At 66.1% G+C, this 15,931-nt stretch carries 14 protein-coding genes; 5 read left to right on the top strand and 9 right to left on the bottom strand.

Annotated elements, in window-relative coordinates; translation table 11 throughout:
* Nucleotides 1–53: 53 nt before the first annotated feature.
* The gene (locus AWB66_RS17805) at nt 54–2,132 is read right to left on the bottom strand and encodes a D-(-)-3-hydroxybutyrate oligomer hydrolase (protein WP_407642292.1); all 2,079 of its coding nucleotides are present in this window, start codon (nt 2,130–2,132) and stop codon (nt 54–56) included.
* A gap of 424 nt (nt 2,133–2,556) precedes the next feature.
* Complete coding sequence (locus tag AWB66_RS17810; protein ID WP_087631509.1) at nt 2,557–2,925, bottom strand: BON domain-containing protein; 369 nt, start codon at nt 2,923–2,925, stop codon at nt 2,557–2,559.
* A gap of 747 nt (nt 2,926–3,672) precedes the next feature.
* Between AWB66_RS17810 and AWB66_RS17815 the strand changes: the two genes are divergently transcribed.
* The 3 genes from AWB66_RS17815 (at nt 3,673) to AWB66_RS17825 (ending at nt 7,089) form a co-directional block, all read left to right on the top strand.
* The gene (locus tag AWB66_RS17815) at nt 3,673–5,190 is read left to right on the top strand and encodes a TAXI family TRAP transporter solute-binding subunit (protein WP_087631510.1); all 1,518 of its coding nucleotides are present in this window, start codon (nt 3,673–3,675) and stop codon (nt 5,188–5,190) included.
* Between the two features lie 111 nt (nt 5,191–5,301).
* Nucleotides 5,302–5,961 (top strand): 2-hydroxychromene-2-carboxylate isomerase, encoded by a 660-nt coding sequence (locus AWB66_RS17820; RefSeq protein ID WP_087631511.1) that lies wholly within the window; start codon nt 5,302–5,304, stop codon nt 5,959–5,961.
* 159 nt (nt 5,962–6,120) lie between these two features.
* Nucleotides 6,121–7,089: a LysR family transcriptional regulator gene (locus tag AWB66_RS17825; protein ID WP_087631512.1), complete on the top strand. Its 969-nt coding sequence runs from the start codon at nt 6,121–6,123 to the stop codon at nt 7,087–7,089.
* Here AWB66_RS17825 and AWB66_RS17830 read toward each other — a convergent pair.
* From AWB66_RS17830 to xdhA, 5 genes are all read right to left on the bottom strand, one after another.
* A complete protein-coding gene (locus AWB66_RS17830; RefSeq protein WP_087631513.1) occupies nt 7,065–7,358 on the bottom strand; it encodes a helix-turn-helix domain-containing protein in 294 nt (97 codons plus the stop codon). The two genes, AWB66_RS17825 and AWB66_RS17830, sit on opposite strands and share 25 nt — an antisense overlap.
* Nucleotides 7,355–7,663 carry a type II toxin-antitoxin system RelE/ParE family toxin gene (locus AWB66_RS17835; RefSeq protein WP_327354768.1) on the bottom strand — a complete coding sequence of 103 codons (309 nt, stop codon included), beginning with the start codon at nt 7,661–7,663 and terminating at the stop codon, nt 7,355–7,357. The genes AWB66_RS17830 and AWB66_RS17835 overlap by 4 nt, the downstream gene beginning before the upstream one ends.
* Before the next feature lie 92 nt (nt 7,664–7,755).
* Nucleotides 7,756–8,250, bottom strand: coding sequence for a xanthine dehydrogenase accessory protein XdhC (gene xdhC / locus AWB66_RS17840; RefSeq protein ID WP_087631514.1), 495 nt, complete (start codon nt 8,248–8,250; stop codon nt 7,756–7,758).
* Entirely contained in the window at nt 8,247–10,610 is a 2,364-nt protein-coding gene (gene xdhB / locus AWB66_RS17845; protein ID WP_087631515.1) for a xanthine dehydrogenase molybdopterin binding subunit, read from the bottom strand. The genes xdhC and xdhB overlap by 4 nt, the downstream gene beginning before the upstream one ends.
* A 15-nt stretch (nt 10,611–10,625) precedes the next feature.
* Nucleotides 10,626–12,143, bottom strand: a complete 1,518-nt coding sequence (gene xdhA, locus AWB66_RS17850) for a xanthine dehydrogenase small subunit (RefSeq protein WP_087631516.1) — start codon at nt 12,141–12,143, stop codon at nt 10,626–10,628.
* A gap of 285 nt (nt 12,144–12,428) precedes the next feature.
* On the opposite strand from xdhA, the gene AWB66_RS17855 reads away from it, so the two are divergent.
* Nucleotides 12,429–13,643: an MFS transporter gene (locus AWB66_RS17855; protein WP_087631517.1), complete on the top strand. Its 1,215-nt coding sequence runs from the start codon at nt 12,429–12,431 to the stop codon at nt 13,641–13,643.
* A 524-nt stretch (nt 13,644–14,167) separates the two neighbouring features.
* Entirely contained in the window at nt 14,168–14,473 is a 306-nt protein-coding gene (gene hfq / locus AWB66_RS17860) for an RNA chaperone Hfq (RefSeq protein ID WP_087631638.1), read from the top strand.
* 121 nt (nt 14,474–14,594) lie between these two features.
* Here hfq and AWB66_RS17865 read toward each other — a convergent pair whose 3' ends face one another.
* Both AWB66_RS17865 and AWB66_RS17870 read right to left on the bottom strand, forming a co-directional pair.
* Nucleotides 14,595–14,876: a hypothetical protein gene (locus tag AWB66_RS17865; protein ID WP_200819009.1), complete on the bottom strand. Its 282-nt coding sequence runs from the start codon at nt 14,874–14,876 to the stop codon at nt 14,595–14,597.
* 180 nt (nt 14,877–15,056) lie between these two features.
* Nucleotides 15,057–15,902, bottom strand: coding sequence for an aldo/keto reductase (locus tag AWB66_RS17870; protein ID WP_087631518.1), 846 nt, complete (start codon nt 15,900–15,902; stop codon nt 15,057–15,059).
* Nucleotides 15,903–15,931: the final 29 nt, after the last annotated feature.

Consider the following 15,931-nt stretch of genomic DNA (forward strand, 5'->3'; position numbering starts at 1 on the left):
GTTCGCCCCGTAAAAGGCGAACGGCTCTCATCCGATCTCGACTCAACCGCCGATCAATTCGGCACGTTCACCGCACCGCCCGCCACCGTGATCGCATCCGCGCCCGGATTCGCCGAAATCTCCGGCAGATTCGCCGTCGTCAGCGCGGGCGCCGAACCCGGCGTGCCTCCGCGCGACGTCGCGCGCACCACCTGCGACGGCGGCAGCGCCGCGCCGTTCTTCAGATGATTCCACATCAGGTTCAGCGCCTGAATGTTGTAGTAGTGCACCGGCACGAATCGCGTATCGAAGCCCGCGACGCTCAGGAACGCATCGAAATGCTGGCCGTTCGTGATCTCGTACAGCGCGAGCTGGCTCGACTTGCCTTCCGCGACCTGATTCGCGCCGAGATACGGCCGCGACGCATGGTTGACCGGCACGAGCGCGTCGGCGCGTCCCTGCACGATGATCGCGGGCTTGCCGCGCAGGTTCGCCTTCACGCGGAGCGCGTTCACGTTCGCCGCCATCGTCGGATTGCCCGTCGTCCAGAGCGTGCGCATGCAGACCGCGCCCGCAAAGCTCGCGTCGGCGGTTGCCAGCCGATGATCCGCCGCGCCTGACGTTCCCGCGTTGTACACGAGATTGACGCCGTTGGTCGGCGGCACGCCGTTGCCGTTGCCGAACACGGTGAGCATCGGCGAGACCAGCGGCGTGAGGCCGGCCGCGCCCGTCAGCGGGTTGGTCGTGCCGAAGCTGAAGTTGCACAGGTTGTCCGCGACGCTCGCCTGCATGTAGGCGTTCGCGTAGGTGACCGCGACCGCCGGCACCGCCTGCGAATCCCACATCGGCGCCTGCAGCGTGTCGGAATCGGACTGATAGCCCGCCTGATGGAGCTTGTCGAGCGCGTCGTTCGCCTGACTGCGCGTATCGCCTCCCGCGACGAGCCCGCTCGCCGCGAGCGACGCGCAACGCGCCGTGCGGATCGCGTTGGTCGTCGCGAACGGCAGCGCCGTGAGATACGGCGAGCCGGCCGCCGCGGTCGCGAGCGCGGCGCACGGCTGGAGCAGGTTCGCGAGCGTCGTGTAATCGGCGAGCGGCGAGCCGAACGCGCCGACCGCGACGCCGCCCTGCCTCACCGACACCTGCGACGGCAGGTTCAGGTTGATCTGCGGCTCGCCGACGACGACCGCCGTGATCCAGCCATCGGTATCCTGCTCCGCGGCCGCGAGCGACGCGCCGCCGCCGTTGCTCACCGAGGCCGCGATCGTCGTGATGCTGCCACGGCCGTAACGGACCTGGCGCGTCGTGCCGTCGAGCGTGCCGTAGGAATCGTTGAGCGCCCAATACGCGAACTGGATCGCCTGCAGCGTGTTGTTGCCCCAGTCCTTCTCGGGATTCTGCTGCGAATGCGCGTGCTTGAACGCGTAGCGGTTCGCAAAGTTCGTGTTGAACGTCGCGGCCGAAGTCGAACCGAGGTTCGCCGTGAACACGCTCGACTTGCCGGCCGCGTTGGCGCCCGCGAGCGTGCCGTCGATCAGCGTGACGATGTTCGTCGCGAGTTCGTGCGCGCCGTTGCCGCTGCCCTTGTCGGTGTAGGCGACCGCGCAGCCGCGCTTCAGGCCCCATTCGCCCGCCGCCGAGATCGCGCCGTACACGCCGCGCGAGCCGGACGACGTCGCCGTAACGATGCACGGATGGTCCGGGTTGAAGCTCGCCGGAATCTGCACGAGCAGGCTCACGTTTTTCGTGCCGCTGCCGTCGTCGGCGAACGCGAGGTATTCCTTGCCGGCGATCTTGCCTTCGCCGAGCGTGTCGTTGCCGTTCAGGTCGACGTTCGGCCCCCAGAAACGGCCGTAGCCGCCGTTCGCCGACATGTCGACGAGCGCGCGGTAGTTCGAATAGATCGCCAGGCGCCGCAATTCGGCGGCGGTCGGCTGCGCGGGACTCGCGATCGTCGGCGGCGTCGCGGACGCGAGCCCTGTCTTGCCGAGGCCGGCGGTCAGCAGGTCGTCGGTATTGCCGTCGTAGGACTGCGTCTTCACCGATCCCGCGACGAAGTTCGGCAGCGTGTTGTTCGCGGGGGCGCTGTTGTTGTCGTCGCTGCTGCCGCACGCAGCGAGCGCGACCGCGCTCAGGGCGGCGAAAGCCGTCATCCATGGAAGCCTCGGAATTCTTGTCATTCTCAGTCTCCGTCATGATGTTTATGTGACCGGGCGAGCGGCCCGGCATGGCGTTTTCGCGGACGCAAAAACGCTTTACTGCCGATGCAAGTTCCAGGACGATTCCGTGCCTTCGCCCTCCACCGCTGGCGGCCGGGCACAGCCGGACCCTTCAGCCGTCCAGAACGGAAGACACGCGCGCGGCGCTTTCTCACGCCGGACGAGGAAACATGCGCATCCGCGCGTTTGTCTCGCCCCGGGAAAGCGTCTCGATGTCGAGACGGCGCCCGGCTTTCGACACCAACTTGGCGACGCCAAACGAAAACGGGTTCCGGCGCGCGAAGCGCCGGAACCCGTCAGGCCATGAGCCCCGGCGACGCCGCGCTACGCACGACGACGCCCCACGTCTTGCTCGGCTTCAGCCCCCTCCGCCCTGCACGCCGAGCGTGATCTTGTTCGACACGGATTTCACGCCGGCCACGCCCTTCGCGACTTCCTCGGCCTGGGAGATCTGGCTGCCGTCCGGCACGGTGCCGGTCAGGACCACTGCACCGCCGCGCGCTTTCACGAACACGTTCGACACGTCAAACCCCTGCGCCTTCGCCAACGCCCTGCGTACGTCGTTGCCCAGCTTGCGGTCGGTCTTCTTGGTCGCGCTCTTCTGGGCCTTGGCGGAGGCCGCCGAGTCGGTGGTCGCCATGGCATCGCTCGACTGGGCATACGCGCTCGAGGCCACGGCCACGCATACCACCACGCCCAGCGCCTTCAACATATCGACAGCTTTCATGATTTCTCCTTTTGCTTCGCTTATTGACTTCGCACAGTTGCTACTTCGCACACTTGCTACTTCGGATGGGACCGCATCTTTCTGGCGGCTTGCTACGACATCATGCGGAACGCGATGGCCGCGGACATGGCGCGGCCCGCGCGCATGCATGACGGCCGGCGAGCCGGCGGATGTGGCAACACGGTGCTGCGAGAGGCTGGCGAATCAATCGAATGCTCGGCCGGTTGCGGGCGTGGCCCGGCGGCTCATATTTGGGGTGCTGCGCGGCGGCTGCCGGACTGCTGATCAGCTCGCCGCCTTCCATTCTGACGCGCGGCGTATGCATCGACCCACATTGCGGGTCAAGCGCACGCGTGTGCAGGTGCACGGCGGCGAACGTCAATTTAATCCAGCACGCACAGAAGCGCAAAGCTTTTAAGCGACAGCGACGCCGCCGCGCAACCCGCGCCGTGACATGCGCGCTTCATGCCAGCTTCATGCCGGCTTCATGCCGACCCGCCTGGTCGCCGCCCGCTCCCGCCCGTCGCGGCGGTCCGGTGCGGATTCGATCTCATGTACCATCGTCGGGAAAGGGCAGCCGGTGCCGCGCGACGACGTTTACCACGCGCTGTTTTCTTGCGCAGCGAGGTGTCACGTCGCCCCATCTTCGGCGAGATTGCAATCCGAACGAAGCACTTGCCGCCGAATCACCGACGACGGGAAGACGAACCTGCACCCGCTTTCCGCCTCCCGACCACCGACCAAGCGATGAACCAGCCTCCAGAGCCCAACCCAGGACCCGGGACCGGCCCCGACAAGGACCGCCGCGCGACACGCAATGCGCGTCTCACGCCGCCACGCATCGTCGCGCGCTTCGTTGCCATTTCGTGGCGCGACCTCGCGCTGACGTTCGTGCCGATCCTCCTCGTGAGCGCGGCCGCGATCTATCTGGCCGTGCGCCTGATCCAGCCCGCGCCGCCGAGCACGCTGACGATCGCCGCCGGCACGAAAGGCAGCTCGTTCTGGAACAGCGCGCAGAAATACAAGACGATCCTCGCTCGCAATGGCGTCACGCTCAACGTGCTGGAAACGCAAGGCTCGCTCGACAACCTGCGCCGTCTCGACGACCCGAAGCAAAAGGTCGACGTCGGCTTCGTGCAAGGCGGCGTCAGCACGCCGGGCGCGGCGCATGACAACCTGATGTCGCTTGGCAGCGTCGCTTACGTGCCGCTTGCCGTGTTCTATCACGGCCCGGCCATCTCGCGTCTGTCGGAACTGAAGGGCAAGCGCCTCGCGATCAGCGCCGAAGGCAGCGGCACGCGGGCGCTCGCGCTCACGCTCCTGAAGGCGAACGGCATCGAGCCGGGCGACGACACCGAACTGCTGCCGCTCGCGGGCAACGAGGCGGCGGCGGCGCTCGTCAAAGGCGATGTCGACGCCGTCTTCCTCACGGGCGACTCCGCGCAGCCGCCGACGATGGGCCGCCTCTTTCGCATGCCCGGCGTGCGCTTCTTCGACTTTTCGCAGGCCGATGCCTACTCGCGGCGCTTTCCGTACCTGAACGTGATCGAGCTGCCGATGGGCGCGTTCGATTTCGCGAAAAATCTGCCGCCCAAGCCAATCCACATGGTCGCGCCGACCGCCGAGCTCGTCGCCCGCGACGGGCTGCATCCGGCGCTCTCCGATTTGCTGATCGAAGCCGCGCGCGAGGTCCACGGCCGCGCGAACCTGATGCAGCGCGCGAACGAGTTCCCGGCGCCGCTCGTCCACGAATACCGGATCAGCGACGACGCCGAGCGCTACTACAAGTCGGGCAAGAGTTTCCTGTACCGCACGCTGCCGTTCTGGGTCGCGAGTCTCGCGGATCGCGTGATCGTGCTGCTGGTGCCGATCATCGTCGTGCTGATTCCGGGCCTGCGGCTCGTGCCGGGACTCTACCGGTGGCGCGTGAAATCGCGCATCTACCGCTGGTATGGCGCGCTGATTGCGATCGAGCGCGAGGCGATGGGCGACCCCGGACACGAGGAGCGCGAGGCGCTGATCGACCGGGTCGACGCGATCGAGAACGCCGTCAATCGCATGAAGATGCCGCTCGCGTTCGCCGACCAGTTCTACGTGCTGCGCGAGCATATCGGCTTCGTGCGGCATCGGCTGACGCAGGATCAGGCGCTCGCGCGCGACGCGCAGGCGGCTCGCGGCGAACGCTCGTCCGCGGGACAGGAGGCGGCTCGCGCACGCGGCACGCCGGATGCGCGCGATGTCGCGTCGCGGGCAGACATCGCGTGACGCAGCACTTAAGATGAGTGCAAGTCGGGCGGAGTCAGGATCCGACGCAGCCGAATACACAATTGGATCGAGTCACAGCGCGCAGCAAGCATCAGGTCAGGGAGAACAATCATGAGCGCCTCGAACACCCCCCGTCACGGCCAGCCGTACTTTTTCTTCGATTTTATCTCGCCGTTTTCGTATCTGCTGCTCGAACAGCACGACAAATGGCCGGCGATGCCCTTCGAGGTCACGCCGGTCGAACTGTACAAACTGCTCGACCGGTGGGGCCAGCCTCACGCGGCGACGATTCCGTCGAAACGCGTCTTCACCTACCGGCACGCGCTCTTTCGCGCCGAGCAACTGGGCATTCCGTTCCGGATGCCGCCCAAGCATCCGTTCGATCCGAGCAAACCGCTGCGCCTTGCCGTCGCGGCGGGCAGCGACATCGCGTGCGTGCGCGACATCTTTCGCTTCATCTGGCGCGACGGCCGCGATCCGTCGACGCCCGAAGGCTTTCGCGATCTGTGCCAGCAAGTCGGTATGCCGGACGGCGAGACGCTGATCGAGCAGGAGGACATCAAGGCGAAACTGCGGGCGAACAACGATCTGGCGGTGTCGCTCGGCGTGTTCGGCGTGCCGACCTTCGTCGTCAACGACCAGTTGTTCTGGGGCGAGGACACGCTGCCGATGATGCTCTACGTCGCGCGGTCGCCGAACTGGCTCGACGGGATGGAGGTTCGCCGCATCAGCAGCCTGCCGATGGCGCCGACGGACACCGATTTCGGGTAGCGAGCGCCCGTTCGACGCCCGACGTGCCGCAAAGCCACGCCGCTATGCCGCGCATAGCGGGCCTGCTATGGCGTCGCGCGCCGGAACGGCTTAACTTGGGCGTTTCCCGACTCTCCGTTGGCGGCCCGCCGCCGTCCGTATCGTATTCAATCCGCGCCCATGAACGACATCGCCGATTCACTCGACATCTGGCTCATCCGCGTGCTGCGCACGCTGCTGCTCGAACGCAGCGTGACGCAGACGGCGCAGCGGCTGAACCAGACGCAGCCGGCGATCAGCACCGCGCTCAGGCGTCTGCGCGAAATCCTGAACGATCCGATCCTCGTGCGCGGCAAGCAGGGCATGGTGCCGACCGAATATGGCGAGTCGCTGCTCGCGCCGGCGCAGCGCGCGCTGCGCGAAGTCGAGTTCATTGCGACGCCGCATGGCGACTTCGACGCCGCCAGTTCGCGGCGCACGTTCCGCATCTCCGCGCCCGACTATCTCAACGATTTCTTCATGCCGACGCTGGTCGGCGCGTTCCGGGAGGCGGCGCCGCACGCGCGGCTGGAGATCGAATCGCTCAGTCCGATGCGCGATCACGAGCGCGCGCTGGACGCGGGCGAGATCGATCTCGTCGTCGCGAACTGGACGAAGCCGGAGCCGCGTTTCGAGCGCCAGGATCTTTTCACCGATGTATTCGTCTGCCTGATGCGCGCCGACCATCCGCTCGCGCGCGAGCCGCTGACGGCCGAGCGTTACGCACTCGCGGCCCACTTGGCGCCGACGCCGTATAGCGGCGCGAAGCGCCATCCGATCGATATCGGGCTGGAGCGCGCGGGCATCCGGCGACGCATCGTCGCGACGATTCCGTACTTCGGGCTCGTGCCGCAGGTGCTGTTGCAGTCGGACCTGATTTTTACCGCGCCGCGGCGGTTCGCGTTGCACTACGCGGCGATGCTGCCGCTGGCGGTGCTGGAGTCGCCGGTGCCGTTTCCGCGGATCAAGTGCTATCAGCTTTCGCTGCCGCAGCCGGAGCAACCGACCGATGTCGTGTGGCTGCGCGCGTTGATGGCGCAGGTTTCGGATGGGTTGACGGGGAAGCGGGCGGGAGCGGCCGGTGTTCAGGCCGCCAGCAACTCGATGTGAACGCGCCGGCCGAGTGCCGTCGCAATGTTGACGAGTGCGTCGAGAGAGAAGCGCGACACGCGTCCGCGCAACAAGTCGTTGATACGCGGCTGAGTCACGCCGCAACGACGCGCGGCCTCCTCCTGCGTCCAGCCTCCATCGCTCACGACGGCCGCGACCTGCTGCATGAGTTCCGCGCGAGCCTGGAGATTGGCGGCCTGTTCGGGCGTATCGGCGAGCGCATCCCAGACGCTGGCGTAGGTATGCGGTCCGGTTGTAGCCTTCGTCATTTCAAACCCCTCATCAATTCGTTGAACCTGGCTGCTGCCAGATCGATGTCGCGTTTTGACGTGGCCTGAGTTTTCTTCTGAAAGGCATGCAATACATAAACCGCGTCAGCGAGGCGCGCCGTGTAGACGACGCGGTACGTGCCCGAGTCGTCCCATAGGCGCAATTCTTCTACGCCCCGGCCGATGGACGGCATGGGCTTGAAGTCGTCGGGTTGCTGCCCGCGCTGCACTTTGTCTAGCTGGAATCCGGCGTCGTGCCTCGCGTCCTTGGGGAAAGTCGCGCAAACACTTGAGCGCGTCTCCAAGAAATCGAATCGGCTTCATTCGCCCGATTATATCCAATTGGATATAATTTTCCAACACGAATATCGTGACGAGTGCGCGACGGCTCAAGGGCCTACGCGCTGACGCTCATCGTCCCGACCGCCTGCCGCTTCGCGCAACTCACCCGCAGCAACTGCGCCGCGACCGCCAGCGCGATCGAAGCCGGCGCCTTGTCGACGATTCCCTCGACCCCGATCGGACAAGTGATTTCCGCGAGCCGATGCCCGGACACCCCCCGCTCCACCAGCCGCCGCTCGAACTTCACCCGCTTCGTCTTCGACCCGATCAGCCCGAAGTACGCAAAGTCCTCGCGCCGCATGATGCGTTGAGTCAACGCGAAGTCGAGCGAATGATCGTGCGTCATCACGAGAAAGTACGCGCCCGCCGGCGCTTCATCGACGATCGCTTCGGCCAGGTCGGTCGGTTCGATCTGCACGTTGGCGGGCACTTCGTCGGGAAAGAGCTCGTCGCGCGCGTCGACCCACTGCACGACGCACGGCAGCGTCCCGAGCACCTTCACGAGCGCGTGTCCCACGTGGCCCGCGCCAAACAACACGACGTGCATCATGACCGCGCGCTCCTCACCGCATTCACCGCCTTCAGGATCTCCTCGGCCGTGGCCGGCGCGTTCATCGCCGGATTCACCTTGTTGCCGCCGACGGCCGCCACCGCGTCGCGGATCGCGAAGAACACCGAGAACGGCAACAGCAGCGGCGGCTCGCCGACCGCCTTCGACTTGTGGATGCTGTCCTCCACGTTGCGGTTCTTGAAGAGATTCACGCGGAAATCGGCAGGCGTGTCGTTGACGGTCGGAATCTTGTACGTCGACGGCGCGTGCGTCATCAGCTTGCCGCCCGCGTTCCACCACAACTCCTCGGTCGTGAGCCAGCCCATGCCCTGCACGAATGCGCCTTCCACCTGACCCTTGTCGAGCGCCGGATTCAGCGAATCGCCGACGTCGTGCAACGCGTCCGCGCGCAGCACGCGCATCTCGCCCGTGAGCGTGTCGATCACGACTTCCGACACCGCCGCGCCATACGAGTAATAGGAGAACGGCCGGCCTTGCAGCGCCGCCTGATCCCAATGGAGCTTGGGCGTCGCGTAGAAGCCGTCGGACCACAGCTGAACGCGCGCGAGATACGCCTTCGCGATGACCTCCTCGAACGGAATCGCATCGTCGCCGACGATCACGCGGTCGTTCGCAAAGCGCACGCTCGATGCCGCCACCTCGCTCCCGCCGAACTTCTCGGCGGCGAACTTCGCGAGCCGCTCGCGCAACTGGCGCGCGGCGTCCTGCGCGGCCTTGCCGTTCAGATCGGTTCCGGTCGATGCCGCGGTGGCCGACGTATTCGCGACCTTGCTCGTGTCGGTGGCCGTCACGCGCACGCGCCCGAAGTCGATGCCGAGTTCGTGCGCGACGACCTGCGCGACCTTGGTGTTGAGCCCCTGCCCCATCTCGGTGCCGCCGTGGTTCACGAGAATCGAACCGTCGGTGTAGATATGGACGAGCGCGCCCGCCTGGTTGAAGTGCGTCACGTTGAACGCGATGCCGAACTTGACCGGCGTGAGCGCAAGCCCCTTCTTCAGGATCTCGTTCTTCGCGTTGAATTCGCGCACGGCTTCACGACGACGCCGGTAGTCGCTCGTCTCGGCCAGTTCGCCGAGCAATTCCGGCAGCACGTTGTCCTCGACCGTCTGGCCGTAGGGCGTGCGGTTGTTGTCGGTCTTGCCGTAGAGGTTGTTCAGGCGCACGTCGAGCGAATCCATGCCGAGCGAACGCGCGACGTTGTCGATGATGTACTCGATCGCGAACGCGCCCTGCGGTCCGCCGAAGCCGCGAAACGCGGTATTCGACTGCGTATTGGTCTTGCCGCAATAGCCTTCGATATGGACGTCGGGCAGCCAGTACGCGTTGTCGAAGTGACAGACGGCGCGCGTCATCACCGGGCCCGAGAGGTCTGCGGAAAAGCCGCAGCGCGAAGTCATGTCGACCGACACGCCGTCGATCACGCCGTCGTCGCGATAACCGACTTCGAAGTGGTAATGGAAGTCGTGGCGCTTGCCGGTGATCATCATGTCGTCGTCGCGGTCCGGGCGCAGCTTGACCGGGCACAGCAGCTTCCATGCGGCGAGCGCGGCGCAGCACGCGAAGATGCCCGACTGCGATTCCTTGCCGCCGAAGCCGCCGCCCATCCGGCGGCATTCGACCAGCACGTTGTGCGACGGCACCTTCAGCACGTGCGCGACGAGATGTTGCATCTCGCTCGGATGCTGCGTCGAGCAGAAGACATGCATGCCGTCGTCGTCCTTCGGCACGGCGTAGGCGATCTGTCCTTCCAGATAGAACTGTTCCTGGCCGCCGAGCAGCATCTCGCCGCGCTCGTGGTGCGCCGCGCGCGCCATGCGCCCGGGTGCGTCGCCGCGCGCGAGCTTGAGCGGCTTCAGCACATACGATTCGGCCTTGCGCGCTTCCTGCGCGGTCAGCACGGCGGGCAAATCCTCGAATTCGATCTGCGCACGGCGGGCGGCGAGCCGCGCCGCATCGTGCGACGTCGCGACCACGATGAACATCGGCTGGCCGACGAACTGCACGATGCCGTCGGCGAGCACCGGATCGTCGTGGATGATCGGGCCACAGTCGTTGACGCCCGGAATGTCCTCGGCGGTGAAGACGGCGACGACGCCCGGCGTCGCGCGCACGGCGTCGAAGTTCATCGACACGATTTTCGCGTGCGCCTTCGGGCTCATGCCGAGCGCGGCGTGCAGCGTGCCGGCGACGAGCGGAATGTCGTCGGTGTAGCTCGCGCGCCCGCTGACATGCAGATGCGCCGATTCGTGCGGGCGCGAAACGTGGACTTGCTTGAACGCGTCGATGTCGTCGGCGAGCGACTGGGCGTCGGTGAGGAAGGCTTCGGCTTGCTGGTTCATGTTGTCGGTTTCCTCTTACTGCACTTCGACCAGTTGAATGGCGCGCACATCGAGCGCGTGCTTCGGCAGCGGATCATGCGGACGCGTCTCGAGCCAGAACCGGTAGATCAGGCTCTTCGCCGTATCGAACCGGTAGTGGCTGCTCGCGCGCATGTCGGTGAGCGGCGCGTAATCGCGGCCCAGCGCGACCATCGCGGCCTGGGCGGTGGCTTCGTGCCATTGCGCGCCGGCGAGGACGCTTTCGGCGTGGCTCGCGCGCTTGGGCGTCGCGGCCATGCCACCGAACGCGATGCGCGGCTCGCGGATCGTGTCGCCATCGGCGATGAACGAGAACGCGGCGCACACGGCGGAAATGTCGGAGTCGAAGCGCTTGGAGAGCTTGTAGGTGCGGAACTGCAGCTTCGCGCGCGCGCCGCTGCGCGTCGGCACCTTCAGGCCGGCGACGAATTCGTGCTCCGCCATGTCCTTCTTCTGATACGCGAGGTAGAGGTCTTCGAGCGGCATCTCGCGCTCGCCGTTCGCGCCGAAAAGCACGACGCGCGCGCCGAGCGCGATCAGGCCGGGCATCGAATCGCCGATCGGCGAGCCGTTCGCGACGTTGCCGCCGATCGTCCCGGCATTGCGGATCGGCAGGGAGGCGAAGCGCTGCCACATCTCGGCGAGTTCGGGATACTGCTTCGCGAGTTCCGCATACGCGCGCTCGACGGTCACGCCCGCGCCGATCTCGATCCACGGGTCGTTCGTCTCGCAGCGCTGCAACGTCTCGATCTGCCCGACGTAGACGATGTCGCCGAGATCGCGCAGTTGCTTCGTCACCCACAGGCCGACGTCCGTGCTGCCCGCCAGGATGCGCGCTTCCGGCCGCTCGGCCTTGAGTTGCGCGAGCGCCTCGATCGTGCGCGGCGCGTCGAAGCGGCGGCCGGCGTGCTCGTAGTGGAAGGTGTCGTCGCGCCGGATGCCGGCGAGCTTCTGCGCGAGCGCCGTCACGTCGACCGGTGCGAGCGGCGCGGGTGCGTCGAACATCTTTTCGGCGGCGTCGACGATCGGCTTGTATCCCGTGCAGCGGCACAGGTTGCCGGTCAGCGCGTTGTTGATTTCCTCGCGCGACGGCGCCGACTTCGCGGCGCACGGACTCGTCGCATGACCGTGCTTTTCGTAGAGCGCCCACATCGACATCACGAAGCCCGGCGTGCAGAAACCGCACTGCGACCCGTGGCAATCGACGAGCGACTGCTGCACCGGATGTAGCGAGCCATCCGGCTGACGCAGGTCTTCGACGGTGAAGAGCGCTTTGCCGTCGAGCGTCGGCAGAAACTGAATGCACGCGTTCACCGCCTTGAACGCGACGCCGCCGTTGGAATCCGCCTCGCCGATCACGACGGTGCACGCGCCGCAGTCGCCTTCCGCGCAGCCTTCCTTGGTGCCGGTGCAGCGCGCGTCCTCGCGCAAGTATTGAAGGACCGTGCGGGTCGTCGATGCGTCGCTCACTTCGCGGATCGCGTTGCGGTGGTAGAAGCGAATCGGCTGGCTCATTGTGGGTCTCTGGGCTCGATGCTGGTTGCGCGGGGCTCGCGCAGCCTGTGCGATGGTCGGAAAACTATCATCGACAAAAACGACAACCCATAGCCGGCCCAGGATGAACGACATATTCCTGTCCCAATATTATCGGGAAGCCTTTTGGATCAAGGGTTTGCGGCGCGCGCCGATAGCGCGCAAAGGCGGGATTTGATCCGTCTGGTTACAAAACTTGGCGGACGCTGCACTGCAACATATGGGAGAATCACGACTCCCGGCCGAATTCAACCCGCAGTTACCCCAATGTCCACCCATTCTTCCACCACGCGTCCCAGCGACCTCGCCATTACCGGACGCATCGTGTCCGTCGTCGTCTTCACCTTCCTGTGCTACCTGACCATCGGCATCCCGCTCGCGGTGCTGCCCGGTTTCGTGCACACGGACCTCGGCTTCGGCTCGGTGATGGCGGGCGCGGCGATCAGCGTCCAGTACTTCGCGACGCTCGCCTCGCGTCCGCTTGCCGGCCGCACCGCCGATACGCTCGGGCCGAAGAAGACGGTGCTCTACGGCCTCATGGCGTGCGCGGCGAGCGGCGTGTTGCTGCTGGGCTCGGCGCTGGCGGCGCAGTGGCACGCGGTCAGCCTCGTGTTGCTGATCCTCGGGCGGCTCGTGCTCGGTTTCGGTGAAAGCTGGGTCGGCACTGGGTCGATCACGTGGGGCATCGGGCGCGTCGGGGTATCGAACAACGCGAAGGTCATTTCCTGGAACGGCATCGCCACCTATGGCGCGCTTGCGATCGGCGCGCCGCTCGGCGTGTTCCTCGACCATTCAATCGGCTTCGCGTCGCTCGGCTTTCTCGTGATCGCGCTCGGCGCGCTCGGCTACTGGCTCGCGACGCGCATGGCGCCCGTTCCGGTCGTGCACGGCGAGCGCATGTCGTACCGCAGCGTCTTCTTCCGCGTGCTGCCGCACGGACTCGGTCTCGCGCTCGGCTCGGCGGGCTTCGGTTCGATCGCGACGTTCATCACCCTCTTCTACGCCGCGCACAACTGGCCGAACGCGGCGCTCTCGCTCACGGTGTTCGGCACGATGTTCGTCGGCGCGCGCCTCCTGTTCGCGAACACGATCAAGACCTACGGCGGCTTTCGCGTCGCGATCGTCTCGTTCGCGTTCGAATGCGCGGGCTTGCTGATGCTGTGGCTCTCCGCCGATCCGACCTTCGCGCTCGCGGGCGCCGCGCTCACCGGCTTCGGCTTCGCGCTCGTGTTCCCGGCGCTGGGCGTCGAGGCGGTCGGGCTCGTTCCGCCCACGAGCCGTGGCGCGGCGCTCTCGGCGTATTCGGTGTTCCTCGACTTGTCGCTCGGACTGACCGGGCCGCTTGCGGGCTACATCGCGGGCGAGTTCGGCTATGGCTCGGTGTTCCTGTTCGCCGCCGTGGCGGCGGCGCTGGCCGTCGCACTGTCGGTCGCGCTGTACATGCGAACCGGACGCGGCGTCGGCGGGCCGGCCACGGCCTGATCGCCCCGCCATCGACGATCAAAGCGCTCGCTCCCGCGAGCGTTTTTTTTGCCGCGTGCCCGGCGTGCAGCGTCGAACGGGCGAGGCGAGCCGCGCCAGTTTCGCAGATCGAAGCATCCGGAAAAAGTGGACGTCGTCGCGCGGGCCGGCGACGCAGCCGATCCCTCACACGAATGCGCTGCGTGCGGGCCGTGCTGGACATGGATTTGTGTCGGTGAAACTATTGGAGCGAAACCGACGCGACGCCGTCAGAATCACATCGCGCTCCTCAGGATGGCGCGCGACAACGGCGGCACGCGAGCTGCACAAAGAAACCGAAGACAAAAGCGAACGTTGCGGCGGACCTCGAATCGAACGTCAAATTCGAGCGAGGAGCGCGAGCCGCGCGGGCAGCATTGAGATACCCTGATGGAAACGGCCCGCGCGAAAGAACCGAGGTCGGCTACGCTGTCGTTGGCAGCGAGCCGGACACGTTCGCCGGCATCGAGATCGACAACAACACATCCAAATATCAGGTGAACGCAATGGTTCAGAAACCCGACGAACCTCAATATGACCTGCTCACTGCCGCACGCGAGGAAAAAGTGCGTGTGGCGGTCTTTCTCGTCAACGGAATCCGGCTCGTCGGCTACATCGAATCGTTCGACCGGCACGTCGTGATCCTGCGCGCGCCGACCGGCGTGCAGGTCGTCTACAAGCACGCCATCTCGACGATCCAGCCCGACACCGGCAAGCCGCCGACCAACCGGCGCACCCACGACACTCCGCATGGCGAGGGCGAACGCTCTTCCGGACCGCGTCGCGGACCGGGCGAAGGTCACCGGTCGTAAAAAAAGCGCGCCCGCAACGGGGCACGCTTTCACATCGGTGTCACGCGGGTTTCATGCTCGCGCCACGACACTCGCCGTTTCTGAGCGTTTCTGCACGCGTTTTTGCACGCTTTTCTGCCTATTACGCGCGCATCGCGCCGGATCGGTTCGCGGCGCCTTCGACCCAGGGCTTCCGCGAGAGCACGTCGCGCAGCACCGCTTCGAGTTCCGGTTCGCCCGGGTGGCAGCCCCATTTGCTGAAGCCCGCCGCCGACGCGATCATGAACCACGAATGCGGCGGAAACCATTCGAAGCGCAGCGCACCGTTCTCGAAGACGCGCAGCCGGCCGGTATCGCGATCGAAATCCGCGCACAGCGCGGTGCCGCTCTGATGCGCGCTTGCTCGGATGAGGCGGTTCAACATCGATCGCTCCTGGCTGCGGCCCGCACGACGAGCCGATGGTGTCGCCGCACGCGCGTGCGGCGTTGACGTCCGCATGCAAGCGGCGAGCGCTCGTCTGCCGGGACACGTCCATCAGACACCCGGCCGAGCGTCGCGTCGGTGCGTTACATGACATTCGGCCGCGCCGGGGAACCCGCCGCGTCAGAGCATTTCCAGATGCTGTTTGTGTTTCGGCGGCCTGAAGTGGCTGTCGATCTGCGCGAGTTCGTCCGGGGTGAGCGCGAGATCCGCCGCCGCGCGGTTCTCCTTCACATGCGCCACGTTCGACGCCTTCGGAATCGAGCAGACGCCGGGCTGCTGAAGCACCCACGCGAGCGCAATCTGGAACATCGACACGCCGCGCGCCGCCGCGATGTCGTTCAGCACGCTTTTCTTCGGCAGCCGTGCGTGATCGACGGGGCTGTACGCCATCGCCGGGAGACCGCGTTCGCGCAGCCACGGCAGCAGGTCGAATTCCGGCCCGCGACGCGCGACGTTGTAGAGAATCTGGTCGGTCGCGCACGCGTTGCCGTCGTCGAGCGCGAAGAGTTCCTCCATGTCGTCGGTGTCGAAGTTGCTCACGCCCCAGTGACGGATCTTGCCGTCGCGCTTCAACTTTTCGAAGCCGGCCACCGCGCCTTCGAGATCCTCGCCGCCGCGCCAGTGCAGCAAATACAGTTCGATGCGGTCGGTGTTCAGGCGCTTCAGACTGCGCTCGCACGCCGCCTGCACGCCGCGCTCGCTGGCGTTGTGCGGATACACCTTGCTCACGATGAAAATGTCGTCGCGCAGGCTGCCGAGCGCTTCGGCGATCAGCTTTTCGCTTTCGCCGTCGCCGTACATCTCGGCGGTGTCGATGAGCGTCATGCCGAGTTCGACGCCCGCGCGCAACGCGGCGATCTCGTCCCGGCGCGCGCCCGCGCGTTCGCCCATTCCCCAGGTGCCCTGGCCGAGCTTCGGAATCGCCTCGCCGGTCGGCAAGGCTACGGTTTCAATCGATTGGGTCATCGCGTTCTCCTCGAAGCACTATCGTACTT

The organism is Caballeronia telluris, from assembly GCF_001544495.1.
GTDB lineage: Bacteria > Pseudomonadota > Gammaproteobacteria > Burkholderiales > Burkholderiaceae > Caballeronia > Caballeronia telluris.

Bases quoted from the DNA above. Each gene is read 5' to 3' on its own strand.
- xdhC (WP_087631514.1), bottom strand. From the start codon at position 8,250: ATGATGCACGTCGTGTTGTTTGGCGCGGGCCACGTGGGACACGCGCTC.
- AWB66_RS17865 (WP_200819009.1), bottom strand. From the start codon at position 14,876: ATGTTGAACCGCCTCATCCGAGCAAGCGCGCATCAGAGCGGCACCGCG.
- AWB66_RS17870 (WP_087631518.1), bottom strand. From the start codon at position 15,902: ATGACCCAATCGATTGAAACCGTAGCCTTGCCGACCGGCGAGGCGATT.
- AWB66_RS17815 (WP_087631510.1), top strand. From the start codon at position 3,673: ATGAACCAGCCTCCAGAGCCCAACCCAGGACCCGGGACCGGCCCCGAC.
- hfq (WP_087631638.1), top strand. From the start codon at position 14,168: ATGGTTCAGAAACCCGACGAACCTCAATATGACCTGCTCACTGCCGCA.
- xdhA (WP_087631516.1), bottom strand. From the start codon at position 12,143: ATGAGCCAGCCGATTCGCTTCTACCACCGCAACGCGATCCGCGAAGTG.
- AWB66_RS17820 (WP_087631511.1), top strand. From the start codon at position 5,302: ATGAGCGCCTCGAACACCCCCCGTCACGGCCAGCCGTACTTTTTCTTC.
- AWB66_RS17825 (WP_087631512.1), top strand. From the start codon at position 6,121: ATGAACGACATCGCCGATTCACTCGACATCTGGCTCATCCGCGTGCTG.
- AWB66_RS17855 (WP_087631517.1), top strand. From the start codon at position 12,429: ATGTCCACCCATTCTTCCACCACGCGTCCCAGCGACCTCGCCATTACC.
- xdhB (WP_087631515.1), bottom strand. From the start codon at position 10,610: ATGAACCAGCAAGCCGAAGCCTTCCTCACCGACGCCCAGTCGCTCGCC.
- AWB66_RS17810 (WP_087631509.1), bottom strand. From the start codon at position 2,925: ATGAAAGCTGTCGATATGTTGAAGGCGCTGGGCGTGGTGGTATGCGTG.
- AWB66_RS17805 (WP_407642292.1), bottom strand. From the start codon at position 2,132: ATGACGGCTTTCGCCGCCCTGAGCGCGGTCGCGCTCGCTGCGTGCGGC.
- AWB66_RS17830 (WP_087631513.1), bottom strand. From the start codon at position 7,358: ATGACGAAGGCTACAACCGGACCGCATACCTACGCCAGCGTCTGGGAT.